Source organism: Azospira sp. (assembly GCF_030247495.1).
Lineage (GTDB): Bacteria > Pseudomonadota > Gammaproteobacteria > Burkholderiales > Rhodocyclaceae > Azospira > Azospira oryzae.
In genome coordinates, this window is sequence record NZ_JAOTRW010000002.1 from 381,686 (window position 1) to 396,653 (window position 14,968).

At 67.6% G+C, this 14,968-nt stretch carries 14 protein-coding genes; 11 read left to right on the forward strand and 3 right to left on the reverse strand.

Annotated elements, in window-relative coordinates:
* Positions 1-146 precede the first annotated feature (146 nt).
* The 3 genes from OEL49_RS01775 to OEL49_RS01785 all read left to right on the forward strand — a co-directional run bounded on the left by OEL49_RS01775 (position 147) and on the right by OEL49_RS01785 (position 4,856).
* Positions 147-1,154, forward strand: a complete 1,008-nt coding sequence (locus OEL49_RS01775; RefSeq protein ID WP_014238343.1) for a response regulator — start codon at positions 147-149, stop codon at positions 1,152-1,154.
* Positions 1,151-3,790: an EAL domain-containing protein gene (locus OEL49_RS01780; RefSeq protein WP_205231016.1), complete on the forward strand. Its 2,640-nt coding sequence runs from the start codon at positions 1,151-1,153 to the stop codon at positions 3,788-3,790. Before OEL49_RS01775 ends, OEL49_RS01780 begins: the two co-directional genes overlap by 4 nt.
* An 85-nt stretch (positions 3,791-3,875) precedes the next feature.
* On the forward strand, positions 3,876-4,856 hold the full coding sequence (locus OEL49_RS01785) for a response regulator (RefSeq protein ID WP_205231015.1): 981 nt from the start codon (positions 3,876-3,878) through the stop codon (positions 4,854-4,856).
* A gap of 51 nt (positions 4,857-4,907) precedes the next feature.
* On the opposite strand, the gene mnmA is transcribed toward OEL49_RS01785, so the two are convergent.
* The 3 genes from mnmA to OEL49_RS01800 are packed head-to-tail and all read right to left on the reverse strand — an operon-like array spanning position 4,908 to position 7,074.
* Positions 4,908-6,032, reverse strand: a complete 1,125-nt coding sequence (gene mnmA / locus OEL49_RS01790) for a tRNA 2-thiouridine(34) synthase MnmA (protein ID WP_130458941.1) — start codon at positions 6,030-6,032, stop codon at positions 4,908-4,910.
* A complete protein-coding gene (locus OEL49_RS01795) occupies positions 6,029-6,625 on the reverse strand; it encodes a hypothetical protein (RefSeq protein ID WP_205231013.1) in 597 nt (198 codons plus the stop codon). Before OEL49_RS01795 ends, mnmA begins: the two co-directional genes overlap by 4 nt.
* The gene (locus OEL49_RS01800; protein WP_014238348.1) at positions 6,622-7,074 is read right to left on the reverse strand and encodes an NUDIX hydrolase; all 453 of its coding nucleotides are present in this window, start codon (positions 7,072-7,074) and stop codon (positions 6,622-6,624) included. The genes OEL49_RS01795 and OEL49_RS01800 overlap by 4 nt, the downstream gene beginning before the upstream one ends.
* A gap of 147 nt (positions 7,075-7,221) precedes the next feature.
* On the opposite strand from OEL49_RS01800, the gene OEL49_RS01805 reads away from it, so the two are divergent.
* The 8 genes from OEL49_RS01805 (at position 7,222) to OEL49_RS01840 (ending at position 14,817) form a co-directional block, all read left to right on the forward strand.
* Entirely contained in the window at positions 7,222-8,142 is a 921-nt protein-coding gene (locus tag OEL49_RS01805; RefSeq protein WP_014238349.1) for a branched-chain amino acid transaminase, read from the forward strand.
* A gap of 26 nt (positions 8,143-8,168) precedes the next feature.
* Positions 8,169-8,357, forward strand: a complete 189-nt coding sequence (locus OEL49_RS01810; protein WP_014238350.1) for a zinc-finger domain-containing protein — start codon at positions 8,169-8,171, stop codon at positions 8,355-8,357.
* A gap of 28 nt (positions 8,358-8,385) precedes the next feature.
* Positions 8,386-9,393: a lipopolysaccharide heptosyltransferase II gene (gene waaF / locus OEL49_RS01815; RefSeq protein WP_152089592.1), complete on the forward strand. Its 1,008-nt coding sequence runs from the start codon at positions 8,386-8,388 to the stop codon at positions 9,391-9,393.
* Positions 9,394-9,408: 15 nt separating this feature from the next.
* Positions 9,409-9,846, forward strand: coding sequence for a YybH family protein (locus tag OEL49_RS01820; RefSeq protein WP_014238352.1), 438 nt, complete (start codon positions 9,409-9,411; stop codon positions 9,844-9,846).
* Positions 9,846-10,838 carry a hydrolase gene (locus tag OEL49_RS01825; RefSeq protein WP_014238353.1) on the forward strand — a complete coding sequence of 331 codons (993 nt, stop codon included), beginning with the start codon at positions 9,846-9,848 and terminating at the stop codon, positions 10,836-10,838. The genes OEL49_RS01820 and OEL49_RS01825 overlap by 1 nt, the downstream gene beginning before the upstream one ends.
* Before the next feature lie 61 nt (positions 10,839-10,899).
* Positions 10,900-12,294 (forward strand): phosphomannomutase/phosphoglucomutase, encoded by a 1,395-nt coding sequence (locus tag OEL49_RS01830; protein WP_152089593.1) that lies wholly within the window; start codon positions 10,900-10,902, stop codon positions 12,292-12,294.
* A gap of 10 nt (positions 12,295-12,304) precedes the next feature.
* Positions 12,305-13,549 (forward strand): EAL and HDOD domain-containing protein, encoded by a 1,245-nt coding sequence (locus OEL49_RS01835; RefSeq protein WP_152089594.1) that lies wholly within the window; start codon positions 12,305-12,307, stop codon positions 13,547-13,549.
* A 5-nt stretch (positions 13,550-13,554) separates the two neighbouring features.
* On the forward strand, positions 13,555-14,817 hold the full coding sequence (locus tag OEL49_RS01840; protein WP_014238356.1) for an EAL and HDOD domain-containing protein: 1,263 nt from the start codon (positions 13,555-13,557) through the stop codon (positions 14,815-14,817).
* Positions 14,818-14,968 lie beyond the last annotated feature (151 nt).

Consider the following 14,968-nt stretch of genomic DNA (forward strand, 5'->3'; position numbering starts at 1 on the left):
AATGCGCCTCCCCGAAAAAGGCTGCCGCGGGCAGCCTTTTTTCTTGCCCCCGGCATTATCCTAGGGCGAAAGGGGACGGTTTTTCGGTAGAGTAAGGACTATCGCCGGGACACCGGGGTCAATGCAGGCAGAGGCAGGAGGCTGGCATGGAATATGGGCACGATCATCCCACCCGCCACATTCTGGTGGTGGACGACGAACTGAGCATCCTCCATGCCGTGGAGCGGGAGCTCAAGGGCCGCCGCCTGGGCCGCTATGCCTTCACCGTGGCTGGTTTCACCGACCCGCGCCAGGCCCTGGTGGCTGCCGAGCGGCAGACCTTCGACGCCGTCATCAGCGACTTCCGCATGCCGGGCATGGACGGCCTGGAATTCCTCAAGGCCCTGGCGGCCATCCAGCCGGACTGTCCCCGCCTGGTCCTGAGCGGCCAGACCGACATGGACAGCCTGGTGCGCATGGTCAATGAAACCCACATCTACCGGTTCATCGCCAAGCCCTGGCCGGCCTACATGCTCCAGGCCGCCCTCGCCCAGGCCATCGACTACGCCGAGACCCTGGCCGAAAACCGGCGCCTGGCCGAAGCGGCGCGCCAACGCCAGCTGTCGGAACTGCTGCCGGAACCGGCGGCGGTGGAACAGCTGCTGATCGTGGACGACGACATGGGCGTGCTCAACAGCCTGGCCCGGGTGCTCACCCACCACAGCAAGTCCGACGGCCTCTTCGCCGCCATCCTGGCCGAACAGCACGGCCAGCCCCGCCGCCGGACCCTGGCAGAGGACCACATCAGCGTCCAGATCACCCCCTCCCCCGCCTACGCCCTGCAGATGGCGGAGCGGGTCGCCTTTTCCTGCATCATCGCCGACTACCGCATGCCGGAGATGAACGGGATCGAACTGCTGCAGCGCTTTGCCGCCCGCCAGCCGGACTGCAGCCGCATCCTCATCAGCGGCCAGATCGGCGAGGCCGAACTGGCCCAGGCCATCCAGCAGGCCCACATCTTCGCCTTCGTCGAAAAGCCCTGGAGCGACTTCGAACTGAAGGCCAACATCGCCCTCGCCCTGGCCCAGCACCGCCTGCAGCTGGAAAACCGCTGGCTGGCGGCATTCATGCGGCCGGAGGCGGAGCCGGCGGCTTCCGGAGTCTTCCCAGGATGATTGAAAACGACCTGCCCGAGGCGGGGGACGCCCCCCTGCACCAGGAAACCGTCCTGGTGGTGGACGACACCAAGGAAAACCTCACCGTCATCGGCGAGCTGCTCAATCCCCACTACAACGTGCGCATCGCCAACAGCGGCCAGCGGGCCCTGAAGGTGGCCAACAGCACCCCGGTGCCGGACCTGATCCTGCTCGACATCATGATGCCGGAGATGGATGGCTACGAAACCCTGGCCGAGCTGCGGGCCAATCCGGCCACCCGGCACATTCCGGTGATCTTCGTCACGGCCCTGGATGCGGATGAGGACGAGGAGCGGGGCCTGGCCCTGGGGGCCGTGGATTACATCGCCAAACCCATCCGCCCGGCCATCCTGCTGGGACGCATCCGCACCCAGCTGGACCTGAAGCTGGCCCAGGACCAGCTGCGCCGGCAGAACGCCTCCCTGGAGGCGGAAGTGCAGCGCCGGGTGGCGGAAAACCTGGCCATCCAGGAACAGGGGCAGCGCAACGAGGCCCGTCTCAACCGCATGCGGCAGCTGATCCTTTCCTCCGCCAGCGAAGGCATCTTCGGCGTGGACGTGGAGGGGCGCATCAATTTCATCAACCCGGCCGCCACGGCCCTGCTGGGCTACACCGAGGAGGAACTGCTCGGCCAGGACTCCCACCGCATGCTGCACCACTCCCACATCGACGGCAGCCACTACGCCGTCGAAGACTGCCCCATGCACCTGTGCCTGCACTCCGGCATCACCATCCGGGACCGGGAAAGCACCCTCTGGCACCGGGACGGCACGCCCCTGCCCCTGGAGTGCTCCCACACCCCCATCGTCGAGGACGGCAGGATCATCGGCGCCGTCACCACCCTGCGTGACATCCGGGACCGCAAGCGCTACCTGGAACAGCTGGAGCGCCACTCCAACTACGACGAACTGACGGACCTGCCCAACCGCAACCTGCTCTACGACCGCCTCAACCACAATATCGAGGTGTGCCGCCGCAGCGGCATGAACATCGCCGTCCTCACCCTCAACCTGGACCGCTTCAAGAGCATCAACGACACCCTGGGCCGGGCCGCCGGCGACCAGGTGCTGCGGGAAGTGGCCCAGCGCCTGGGGCGCCAGGTGCGCAAGATGGATACCCTGGCCCGCCTCGAAGGGGACGAGTTCGTGCTGGTGGTGGAGGTGGCCACGGCCGAGCAGTCCAGCGCCTTCGCCCAGCCCATCCTGAAGGCCCTGGCCAATCCCTTCCACGTGGCGGAGCGGGAGTTTTTCCTGTCCGGCAGCATCGGCATCGCCACCTTTCCCAAGGATGGCGACAACGGCGAGGAACTGCTGCGCAACGCGGATGCCGCCATGTACAAGGCCAAGACCAAGGGCGGCAACCGCTTCCAGTTCTACACGGCGGAAATGAACCAGCGCTCCCTGGAGCGCCTGGACCTGGAAAACGGCCTACGCCGGGCCATCGACCAGGGCGAGCTGGTGGTGTACTACCAGCCCCAGGTGAACCTGCGCAACGGCGCCATCATCGGCGCCGAAGCCCTGGTGCGCTGGCAGGACCCGGAGAAGGGCCTGGTCATGCCCGGCTCCTTCATCGCCCTGGCGGAGGAAACCGGCCTCATCGTGCCCCTCGGCGAATGGGTGCTGCGCACCGCCTGCAGCCAGAACAAGGCCTGGCAGGACGCGGGCCTGCCCAAGATTCCCGTGGCGGTGAATCTGTCCGCCCGCCAGTTCGCCGCCCAGGATGTGGTGGAGCTGGCCGCCCGCATCCTGCACGACACCGGGCTGGCCCCCAACTACCTGGAACTGGAGCTGACGGAGAGCGCCGTCATGGCCGACGCCGAGGCCTTCATCCGCGCCACGGAAAAGCTCAAGGGCCTCTCCATCGCCCTCTCCATCGACGACTTCGGCACCGGCTTCTCCTCCCTCAGTTACCTCAAGCGCTTCGCCATCGACCGGCTGAAAATCGACCAGACCTTCGTCCGCGACATCACCCACGATCCCGACAGCGCTTCCATCGCCCTGGCCATCATTTCCCTGGCCCACAGCCTGAAGCTGCTGGCCATTGCCGAAGGGGTGGAGACGGAGGCCCAGCTCAATTTCCTGCGGGCCCGCAATTGCGACGAAATGCAGGGCTACTTCTTTAGCCCGGCCCTGCCCGCCGACGAATTCGAGGCCATGCTGCGCCAGGGCCGCAAGCTGGAGTTCCAGCCCGAGTCCAAGGTGCCCGGGCGCACCCTGCTGCTGGTGGACGACGAACCGGGGATTCTCTCGGCCCTGAAACGCCTCTTCCGCCGCGAAGGCTACGTCATTCTCACCGCCAACAGCGGCAAGGAGGGCCTGGACATCCTGGCCGGCCACGACGTCGGGGTCATCATTTCCGACGCCCGCATGCCGGAGATGGATGGCGCCGAATTCCTGGGCAAGGTGCGGGCCATGTACCCGGACACCATGCGCATCATCCTTTCCGGCTACACCGACCTGAAGGCTGTCACCAGTGCGGTGAACCGGGGCGAACTGTTCAAGTTCCTGACCAAGCCCTGGGACGACGGCGAACTGCTGGAAACCATCCGGGACGCCTTCCGCCAGTACGAAATGCGCAAGCCGCCGCCCGCCGACGGCGCCGCGCCGGAGCACTGAGGCCGGCTGGGAAAGCCGGCCGTGCCTGTGCTACCCTTTTGACATGTCCCGCCGCCCCAGCGTGCGGCCACTCCCTCATTCAGGAATGCAGATCGTGGACCAAAACAACATCCGCCACATCCTCGTTGTGGACGACGAGCCCAACATTGTCAGCGCCGTGCAACGGGAGCTGGCCTCGCCGCCCCACGGCCGCTACCGCTACCAGGTGACCGGCTGCACCGACCCGCTGCAGGCCCTGACCAAGGCCCGGGAACAGAGTTTCGACGCGGTCATCAGCGACTACCGCATGCCCGACATGGACGGCCTGGAGTTCCTCAAGGAACTGACCCTGTTGCAGCCCGAATGCGCCCGCCTGGTGCTGAGCGGCCAGACCGACATGGCCACCCTGATCCGCATGGTCAACGAGACCCACATCTACCGCTTCATTCCCAAGCCCTGGCACGACTACTACCTGAAGAGCTCCCTGGCCCAGGCCATCGGCTATCACCAGACCCTGCGCCAGCACCGGGAACTGGCGGCTGTGGTGCGGCAGCGGCAGATCAGCGTGCCGCCCCTGCCCGAAGGCAACATGGAGCAGATCCTGATCGTGGACCACGACCCCGGCGTGCTCGGTTCCCTCTCCCGGGTACTCACCCACCACTCCGAGGTGGACGACCTCTACCTGGCGATCCGTGCCGAAGTGGCCCACGCCACCACGCCGGTGCTGCAGGAAGGCAAGATCAGCGTGCAGGTCACGCCCTCGGCCCGCCACGCCCTGGAGCTGGTGAAGAACAACACCTTCTCCTGCATCATCGCCGACCGCAAGATGCCGGAAATGGACGGGGTGGAGTTGCTGCAGCGCTTTGCCGACCTGCAGCCCGACTGCTTCCGCATCCTCATCAGCAACGAAATCTGCGAAGGCGACCTGATCCAGGCCATCGGCGGCGCCAACATCTTCGCCTTCATCCAGAAGCCCTGGAGCGATTTCGAACTGAAGACCAGCATCGCCCAGGCCCTGGCCCAGCGCCGCATGCTCCTGGAAAACCGGCAACTGGCCGAGATCGTGCAGCAGGCCGGCGCCGTGTAGCACCGGGGCCGGCCCCGCGCCGGCCCGGCCACAGCCGGTTTTACCCGCCCTCTAGCGGATGACGCCGCCGCCCAGGCAGACCCGGGACTCGTACAGCACCACCGACTGCCCCGGGGTCACGGCCCATTGGGGTTCGGCGAAATCGATCAGGCAGGATTCCCCATCCACCCGCTCCACCTCGCAGGGCGCGTCCTCCTGCCGGTAGCGGGTCTTGGCGCAATAGACCCAGTGGGGCCGCGGCGCCCGGCCCGAGACCCAGGACAGGTCATGGGCTTCCAGGCGGCCCGAGAGCAGGGCCGGATGGTCGTGGCCCTGGACCACGTAGAGCACGTTGGCCGCCACGTCCTTCTTCGCCACGAACCAGGCATCGTGCTCGCCGTTGGCCTTCTGGCCGCCAGCCAGGCCGCCGATGTGCAGGCCCTTGCGCTGGCCGATGGTGTGGTAGGTCATGCCGTCGTGTTCCCCCAGCACCTTGCCGCTGTCCAGATCCCGGATCTCGCCCTTCTGCGGCGGCAGATAGCGCATCAGGAAATCCTTGAAGGGCCGCTCGCCGATGAAGCAGATGCCGGTGGAGTCCTTCTTCGCCGCCACGTGCAGCCCTTCCTCCAGGGCCAGCTTGCGCACGTCCCGCTTGTACCAGTCGGCCAGGGGGAAGAGGGTCTTGGACAGCTGGGCCTGGTTGAGGCGGTGCAGGAAGTAGCTCTGGTCCTTGGTGCCGTCCTCGGCCTTGAGCAGTTGGTACTCGACGCCGACGCCGGCCGGATGGGGCACTTCCCGCACCCCGGCATAGTGGCCGGTGGCGATCTTGTCGGCTCCCAGCTGCATGGCGTGGTCGAGGAAGGCCTTGAACTTGATTTCCGAGTTGCACAGGATGTCCGGATTGGGGGTGCGGCCGGCCTGGTATTCCTTGAGGAACTCGGCGAAGACCCGCTCCTTGTACTCCTTGGCGAAATTCACCACCTCCACGTCGATACCGATGGTGTCGGCCACGCTCATGACGTCGATGAGATCCTGGCGGGAGGAGCAGTATTCCTCGTTGTCGTCGTCCTCCCAGTTTTTCATGAAGAGGCCCACCACCTTCCAGCCCTGGCGCTTCAGCAGCAGGGCTGCGACGGAGGAATCCACCCCGCCGGAAAGACCGACCACGACCGTACCTTTTTCCTGTGCTGCGCTCATTGCTTCACCTGTCTTTCCATCTGTTCCTGGACCGCCTCGGCCACCCGGTGCCGTGCTTCCGGGTCCCGGCCGTCCAGCCAATCCTCGAAGGGGATGACAGCCGGCGTCTCCCCGTAGTCAAAAAACCAGCTATCCACCGCAAACTTTTCCCCGTTGCCGTCCTCGATGGCGGCGGTCCAGTGATCGAAGATCAGGCCGCGGCGCCGCATCTGGCGGGGCAGCAGGGTGTGGTAGCGCAGCCAGCCGCGGCCGGCCAGCAACTCGATGAAATGGGTGGTGTTGGTGGAGTGGTCGATGCAGTCCATGCGCCCCTCCACCGCGTCGTCCTCGGAATTGCCGCCCTTGTCGCGCCAGATGGGCGTCTGGGTGCCGGCGATGCGGTACAGGCGGGCCACCGCCTCGGCCAGGAAGCGGCGCTCGGACTCGGCGTCCCGGGCCTTGAGCATTTCCCGCCCGATGGCGTCCAGCTGGGCCCGACTCACCTCCACTTCCGTCTGCACCGTGCAGCCGTAGTTGTAGCAGAGTCCCACCGGCTCCGCGGCGGCCCCCAGGGGCAGCCCCAGAGCCAGCAGTGCGGCGACAAGGACTCTCATGAATAGTGGGTGATGAGGTCCAGGGGATGGCGCTTGCCGGCCACGTAGTCCTCGATGCAGCGCAGGATCAGGGGGCTGCGGTGGCGTTCCGCCGTGGCCCGCACTTCCTCCAGGGTCAGCCAGCGGGCGCCGATGATGCCCGTATCCAGGGCCCGGCCTTCCTCGAAACCTTCGATCTCGCCGGTGAAGGCGAAGCGCAGGTAGGTGATGTCGCCGGCCGGCCGCGGCCACTGGTAGATGCCGACCAGGGCGGTGGGACGGAAACGGTAGGCGGTTTCCTCCAGGCACTCCCGGGCACAGGCATGCACCAGGGACTCGCCCTCGTCCAGATGGCCGGCAGGCTGGTTGAAGCGCAGACCGTCGTCGGTCTCTTCTTCCACCAGGAGAAAACGGCCGTCCCGCTCGACGACGGCGGCCACGGTGACATTGGGTTTCCAGACGGGTGCCATGGGAATTCCGGATTGCGCAAAGGCCGCATTTTACCCCCAGGCCCAAGGCCGGGGCCAGCCGTCATGCCGCGCCGCACCAATGCAGGCGGTGCGGATTTGGGCTAGAATTTCGGACTTTATCGAACACGCAGCGAACGGAGATTCAACATGTCTATGTCGGACCGCGACGGTTTCATTTGGCAAGACGGCAAACTGGTGCCCTGGCGCGAAGCCACCACCCATGCCCTCACCCACTCCCTGCACTACGGCATGGCCGTGTTCGAGGGCGTCCGGGCTTACCAGACCGACAAGGGTACCGCCATCTTCCGTCTGCAGGACCACACCCAGCGCCTGGCCCGTTCCGCCCACATCTTCCAGATGGCCCTGCCCTACAGCCAGGAAGAGCTGAACGAAGCCCAGAAGGAAGTGATCCGCGCCAACAACCTGGAATCCGGCTACATCCGCCCCCTGGCCTTCTACGGCTCCGAGAAGATGGGCGTTTCCCCCAAGGGCGCCAAGGTGCACGTCATCATCGCCGCCTGGCCCTGGGGCGCCTACCTGGGCGAGGAAGGCATGCAGCGCGGTATCCGCATCAAGACCTCCTCCTTCACCCGCCACCACGTGAACATCACCATGGTGCGGGCCAAGGCCTCCGGCAACTACATGAACTCCATCCTGGCCAACAACGAAGCCCTCACCGACGGCTACGACGAAGCCATGCTGCTGGACCCGGAAGGCTACGTCTGTGAAGGCGCCGGCGAGAACATCTTCATCGTCAAGAACGGCAAGCTGTACACCCCGGACCTGACCTCCTGCCTGGAAGGCATCACCCGCGCCACCGTGATCCAGCTGGCCGGCGAAATGGGCATCGAGGTGGTGGAAAAGCGCATCACCCGCGACGAAGTCTATTGCGCCGACGAAGCCTTCTTCACCGGCACCGCCGCCGAAGTGACCCCCATCCGCGAACTGGACAACCGCCAGATCGGCGTCGGCCACCGCGGCCCCGTCACCAAGGCCCTGCAGGAAAAGTACTTCGACGTGGTCAATGGCCGTTCCGCCGCCCACGCCGACTGGCTGGCCTTCGTTTAATCCTTTCGCCCGTTCCGAGACCGACCATGGCCGACAATCTGACCGTCGAAGTCACCGCCGACGACCTGCCCCTGCACTGCCCCACCCCCAAGGCTCCCCTGTGGAGCCAGCATCCCCGGGTGTTCCTGGACGTGCTGAAGACCGGCGAAGTGACCTGTCCCTACTGCAGCACCCGCTACGTCTTCAAGGGCGAAGCGCCCAAGGGTCACCACTGACCCCGTGCCGTTTCATGGAGGAGAGGCGATGACCTTGCGTCGCGGGCTCATCGTCGCCCCCTCCTGGATCGGCGACGCCGTCCTCGCCCAGCCCCTGTTCCAGCGCCTGCAGGAACGCCACCCGGGGCTGGTGCTCGATGCCCTGGCGCCCCGCTGGGTGGCGCCGGTGCTCTCCCGCATGGACGAGATCGGGGAAGTCCTGGACAACCCCTTCGCCCACGGCGAACTCAATCTCAAGGCCCGCTGGGCCCTCGGCCGCCAGCTGGCGGCCCGGGACTACGACGCCGCCTGGGTCCTGCCCAATTCCCTGAAATCCGCCCTGGTCACCGCCTTCGCCGGCATTCCGCTGCGTGTCGGCTTCACCGGCGAGGCCCGCTACGGCCTGCTCAACTGCCGCCACACCCTGGACAAAAGCGCCACGCCCCTGATGGTGGAACGCTTCGCCCAGCTGGCGGAAGCCCCCGGCCGGCAGCCGCCCCGGCCCATTGCCCCGCCCCGCCTGCACTCCCGGGAGGCAGACCAGATGCGGACCCTGGCAGCCCTGGGCCTGGAACGCCCGTCCCGCCTGCTTGTCTGCTGCCCCGGTGCCGAGTACGGCCCCGCCAAACGCTGGCCCGAGGCCCACTACGCCAGCCTGGCCCGGGCCGCCGCCGCCCAGGGCTGGACCGTCTGGCTGCTGGGCTCCCACAAGGATGGGCCGGTGGGCGAAAGCATCGCCCAGGCCGCCGAGGGCTGCGCCCGCAACCTGTGCGGCGCCACCAGCCTGGACCAGGCCATCGACCTGCTGGCCCTGGCAGACCACGTGGTCTGCAACGATTCCGGCCTGATGCACGTGGCCGCCGCCCTGGGGCGCAGCCTCACCGCCCTCTACGGTTCCTCCTCCCCCGGCTTCACGCCACCCCTCAGCGAGCGGGCCACGGTGCTGCAGCTGGGCCTGGAATGCAGCCCCTGTTTCAAACGGGAGTGCCCCCTGGGGCACTTCAAATGCCTGCAGGACCTGGAACCTCTCCGGGTCCTGGACACCCTCCCCCGCTGACCGCCGGAGTCTCCCATGCCGACACCGCCCTTCCCCCGCCCTGAAGATGCCGAAAACGCCTTCTACGAGGCCCTGGAGAAGGGCGATCTGGAGGCCATGATGGCCATCTGGGCCGACGACGAGGACGTCGTCTGCATCCATCCCGACGGCCAGCGCCTGTGCGGCCACGCCCAGATCCGCCACGGCTGGCAGAGCCTCTTCGCCAGCGCTCCCCGGCTCACCGTGCGCATCGGCGAGCGGGTCGCCTGGCTCGGCGGCATGCTGGCGGTGCACAGCCTGCAGGAAACCTTTTTCGCCGAAGGGGACCCGGAACCCCGGGGCCCGGTGCTGGTGACCAACGTCTTCATCCGCGGCAGCGACGGCTGGCGCCTGCTCTCCCACCACGCCTCCCCCGGCGCCGAAGAGGGCAACGGCGACAGCGACGGGGACGCCCAGCCCCGGGTCCTGCACTGATGGCCCATCCGCCGGCCTACACCCCGCCGGGGTGGCTGCCCGGCGGCCACCTGCAGACCATCTACCCCCTGCTGATCCGGCCGGCGCCCCCGGCCTACGTGCGGGAGCGCTGGGAAACGCCGGATGGCGATTTCATCGACCTGGACTGGCTGGACCCGGACCGGGAGGCCCCGCCCCTGGCCCATCCGCCCTGCCGGCGGCCCCTGCTGGTGCTGTTCCACGGCCTGGAGGGCAGTTCCCGCAGCCACTACGCCACCGCCCTCATGGCCGCCGCCGCCGAGGCCGGCTGGGGCGGTGTGGTGCCCCACTTCCGCGGCTGCTCCGGCGAACTGAACCGTCTGCCCCGGGCCTACCATTCCGGCGACTCCGCCGAAATCGACTGGATCCTGCACCGCCTCCGGCAGCGCTTCCCCGAACGGCCCCTGTTCGCCGCCGGCGTTTCCCTCGGCGGCAACGCCCTGCTTAAGTGGCTGGGGGAACAGGAATTCCAGGCCACCCGGGTGGTGGAGGCCGCCGCCGCGGTGTGCCCGCCCCTGGACCTGACCGTCTGCGGCGACGCCCTGGGCCGGGGCTTCAACCGGGTCTACAGCGCCCATTTCCTCGGCACCCTGAAACGGGGGGCGGAGGCCCGCCTGCGGCGCTTCCCCGACCTCTTCGACCCGCGCCCCATGCGCCGGGCCCGCAGCCTGCGGGCCTTCGACGATGCGGTGACGGCGCCCCTGCACGGCTTCGCCGGGGTGGACGACTACTGGCGACGGGCTTCCAGCAAGCCCCTGCTGCAGGGCATCCGGGTGCCCGCCCTGGTGCTCAATCCGCGCAACGACCCCTTCCTGCCGGCCCATGCCCTGCCCACCCCTACTCAGGTATCATTGCAGGTCCGGCTGGAGCAACCGGCCCACGGCGGTCACGTGGGCTTCGTCCGGGGCGGCCCGCCGGGCCGCCTGGACTGGCTGCCCCGGCGCCTGCTGCACTTTTTCCGGCAACACTGCTGACGCCGCCACCAGGCGCTGCCACCCGAACATTCGCCCGAACATAAAAACACGAGTCCGATTCATGAACGCCTCCGTCCAGATTCCCGCCCTGCCCCCCGAAATCTTCAAGGCCTACGACATCCGCGGCATCGTCGGCAAAAGCCTCACCGCCGACGTGGTGCGCGCCATCGGCCACGGCCTCGGCAGCCTGGCCCGGGAGCGGCAGCAGACGGCCATCGCCATCGGCCGCGACGGCCGCCTCTCCGGCCCGGAGCTGGCCGGCGCCCTGGCCGACGGCATCCGCGCCGCCGGGGTGGACGTGATCGACATCGGCTGCGTGCCCACCCCGGTCACCTATTTTGCTGCCCACCACCTGGGCTGCCACTCCTGCGTCTCCGTCACCGGCAGCCACAATCCGCCGGACTACAACGGCCTGAAAATGGTCATCGGCGGCGAGACCCTGGCCGGCGAGGCGATCCAGGCCCTGAAGCGCCGCATCGAATCCGGCGACCTGGCCCGGGGCGAAGGCAAGCTGACCCAGGCCGACGTCAAGGCCGCCTACGTGGAACGCATCCTGGCCGACGTCAAGCTGGCCCGCCCCATGAAGATCGTCATGGATTGCGGCAACGGCGTCGCCGGCGCCGTGGCGCCCGAACTGTTCAAGAAACTCGGCTGCGACATCGTGCCCCTCTTCTGCGAGGTGGACGGCAACTTCCCCAATCACCACCCGGACCCCTCCAAGCCGGAGAATCTGGCCGACGTCATCCGCGCCCTGAAGGAGACCGACGCCGAGATCGGCATCGCCTTCGACGGCGACGGCGACCGTCTGGGGGTGGTGACCAAGGACGGCGAAGTGATCTTCCCCGACCGCCAGCTGATGCTCTTCGCCGCCGACGTCCTGTCCCGCGTCCCCGGCGGCGAGATTGTTTACGACGTCAAATGCACCCGCCTGCTGGCCCCCTGGATCCGCGAACACGGCGGCAAGCCGGTGATGTGGCAGACCGGCCACGCCCTGATCAAGAAAAAGCTGAAGGAATCCGGCGCCCCCCTGGCCGGCGAAATGAGCGGCCACGTCTTCTTCAAGGAACGCTGGTTCGGCTTCGACGACGGCCTCTACACCGGCGCCCGCCTGCTGGAAATCCTGGCCCGGGCCGCCGACGCCAACCCGGTGCTGAAGAGCCTGCCCAACGCCACTTCCACCCCGGAGCTGAACATCAAGATGGCCGAAGGCGAACCCTTCGCCCTGCTGGACAAGCTCAAGGCCGGCGCCAAGTTCGAGGCCGCCCGGGAGATCATCACCATCGACGGTCTGCGTGTGGAGTACGCCGACGGCTTCGGCCTGGCCCGCCCCTCCAACACCACGCCGGTGGTGGTGCTGCGCTTCGAGGCCGACAACGCCGAGGCCCTGGCCCGCATCCAGGCCGACTTCCGCCGCGAACTGGCCGCCGCCTGGCCCGGCCTGGCCCTGCCCTTCTGACCCGACCGCCATGATGCTGCCCCTGGACGCCGACATCTTCCTGGCCCGCCAGCCCATCCTGGACCGGGAGCAGAAGCTCGTCGCCTACGAACTGCTGTTCCGCAGCAGCGGCGTGGACCGGGCCGCCGTGGCCGACGGCCGCCTGGCCACGGCCCGGGTGGTGGCCAATGCCTTCGGCGAAATGTCCCTGGGGGACGTGCTGGGGCCCTACAAGGCCTACATCAACGCCACCCCGGACTTCGTCCTCGGCCCCGAGGTGGAAATCCTGCCCGGCGCCAGCGTGGTCCTGGAACTGCCCGCCGACACGCCGGCGGACGAGGCCCTGCTGGCCCGCTGCCGCGAGCTGAAGCAGCAGGGCTTCACCTTCGCCCTGGGCGGCGTCGCCGAGTTCGCGGAAATCAACCTGCCCCTGCTGCCGGAAGCGGAAATCCTCAAGGTGGACCACCTGCTGCTGGACAACCACCAGCTGTTCCTCCTGGCCTGCAAGCTGCGCCCCCTGCAGAAGAAGCTGCTGGCGGAAAAGATCGAAAACCAGAGCCAGATGGAGCATTGCTTCGACCTGGGCTTCGAATATTTCCAGGGCTACTACTTCGCCCGCCCCACCCTCATCTCCGGCAAGAAGCTGACCCATTCGGCCATGACGGTGATGCGCCTGCTCGACCTGATCCTCAAGGACGCGGACACCGCCGCCCTGGAGCGTTCCTTCAAGGGCGAGCCGGGCCTCACCCTGAACCTGCTGCGCCTCACCAACTCCTGCGCCAGCGGCCTGGCGGTGCGCATCGCCTCGGTGCGCCACGCCATCACCATCCTCGGCCGCAACCAGCTGCAACGCTGGCTGCAACTGCTGCTCTACGCCGATCCGGAAGGCGGCGAGGTGGGCCCCCTGCTGCAGCTGGCCGCCACCCGGGGCCGCTTCCTGGAACTGGTGACCCAGAAGTTCCTGCCCCGGCAGAAAGACCTGCCGGACCGGGCCTTCATGGTCGGCATCCTCTCCCTGCTGCCCGCCGTCATCGGCCAGCCCATCGCCGACATCATCACGCCCCTGCCCCTGCCGCCGGACGTGAAGCAGGCCCTGATCGAATACAAGGGCGACCTGGGCCGCCTGCTGGCCCTGGCCGAGCAGCTGGAGAAGGCCGACGGCGATGCCACCTTCAACGGCCTCATCGCCGAGATGCCCGGCCTGCGGGGCGCCCTCCTCACCGAATGCCTGGCCCAGGCCATGGCCTGGGCCAACATGCTGGCCCGCGACAGCTGACCGCCATGGCCCCCGACACCACCCACACCACGCCCATCTACCTGGGCCGCCAGCCGATCCTGGATGCCCGGCAGAGCCTCTACGGCTACGAGCTGCTGTTCCGCTCCGGGCCGGCGCCCAACCGGGCCATCGTTGCCAACCACATGGTGGCCACCGCCACGGTCATCACCCACGCCTTCACCGAACTGGGCCTGGCCGACGCATTGGGGGAACAGAAAGCCTTCATCAATGTGGACGGCGACTTCCTCCTCAGCGAGGCGGTGGAGCTGCTGCCGAAGGACAAGGTGGTGCTGGAAATTCTGGAGACGGTGGAGGTGACGCCGGAACTCCTCAAGCGCTGCCGGGAGCTGAAGGCCAAGGGCTTCACCCTGGCCCTGGACGACATCGTCGCCGTCACCCCGGCCATGGAGCCCCTGCTGGACCTGATGGACATCGCCAAGGTGTGCATCTCCGCCGTGTCCGAGGAGGCCCTGCCCGGCCTGGTGCAGGCCCTGGCCCGGCGTCCCCTGGAACTGCTGGCGGAGCAGGTGGAAAGCCGGGAACAGATGGAACACTGCCGCAACCTCGGCTTCCATCTCTTCCAGGGCTACTACTTCGCCCACCCCACCATCCTCTCCGGGCGCAAGCTGGGCCAGTCCCGCCTCTCCCTGCTGAAGCTGCTGTCCCAGGTCCTGGACGATTCGGACACGCCCCAGCTGGAGCAGACCTTCAAGCACGAGCCCGGGCTCTCCATCAACCTGCTGCGCATGGCCAATTCCGCGGCCGTCGGCGCCCGCACCCGCATCACCTCCCTGCGCCACGCCATCACCCTGCTGGGCCGGCGCCAGCTGCAGCGCTGGCTGCAACTGCTGCTTTATACCGACCCGGCCGGCAACACCGGCTTCCCGCCCCTGCTGCAACTGGCGGCGACCCGGGCCCGGCTGCTGGAACTGCTGGCGGAAAGCCACATGGCGGCAGACCGGGATTTCGCCGACCGGGCCTTCATGACCGGCATCCTTTCCCTCACCCCGGCCCTCTTCGCCACGCCCATAGACGAAATCCTCAGCCAGATTTCCACCCTGGCCACGGACGTGAAGCAGGCCCTGCTTCGCCACCAGGGCTCCCTGGGGCTGCTGCTGCGCCTCATCGAGGCCCTGGAAAGCGAGGACCTGAGCCAGGTTCCGGCCCTGGTGGCGCAGCTGCCGGGGCTCTCGCCGGAGCGGGTCAACCTGGCCCAGGCCCAGGCGCTGGCCTGGACCCGGGCCATCGGCCAGGAACAGCAAAACTGATTTGCGCCGGCCTGCCGGGCCAATGCCGCCTCCCTGCTGGGCTGGCGGCAAAATAAAGAAAGCTGATGGTGCACTGCAAATTGCACCCCTTGCCGGCTTCATATAAAACGTTGGAAAACCAGGCTCAAAGGTCGCCTCGCGGCGGCCTCCG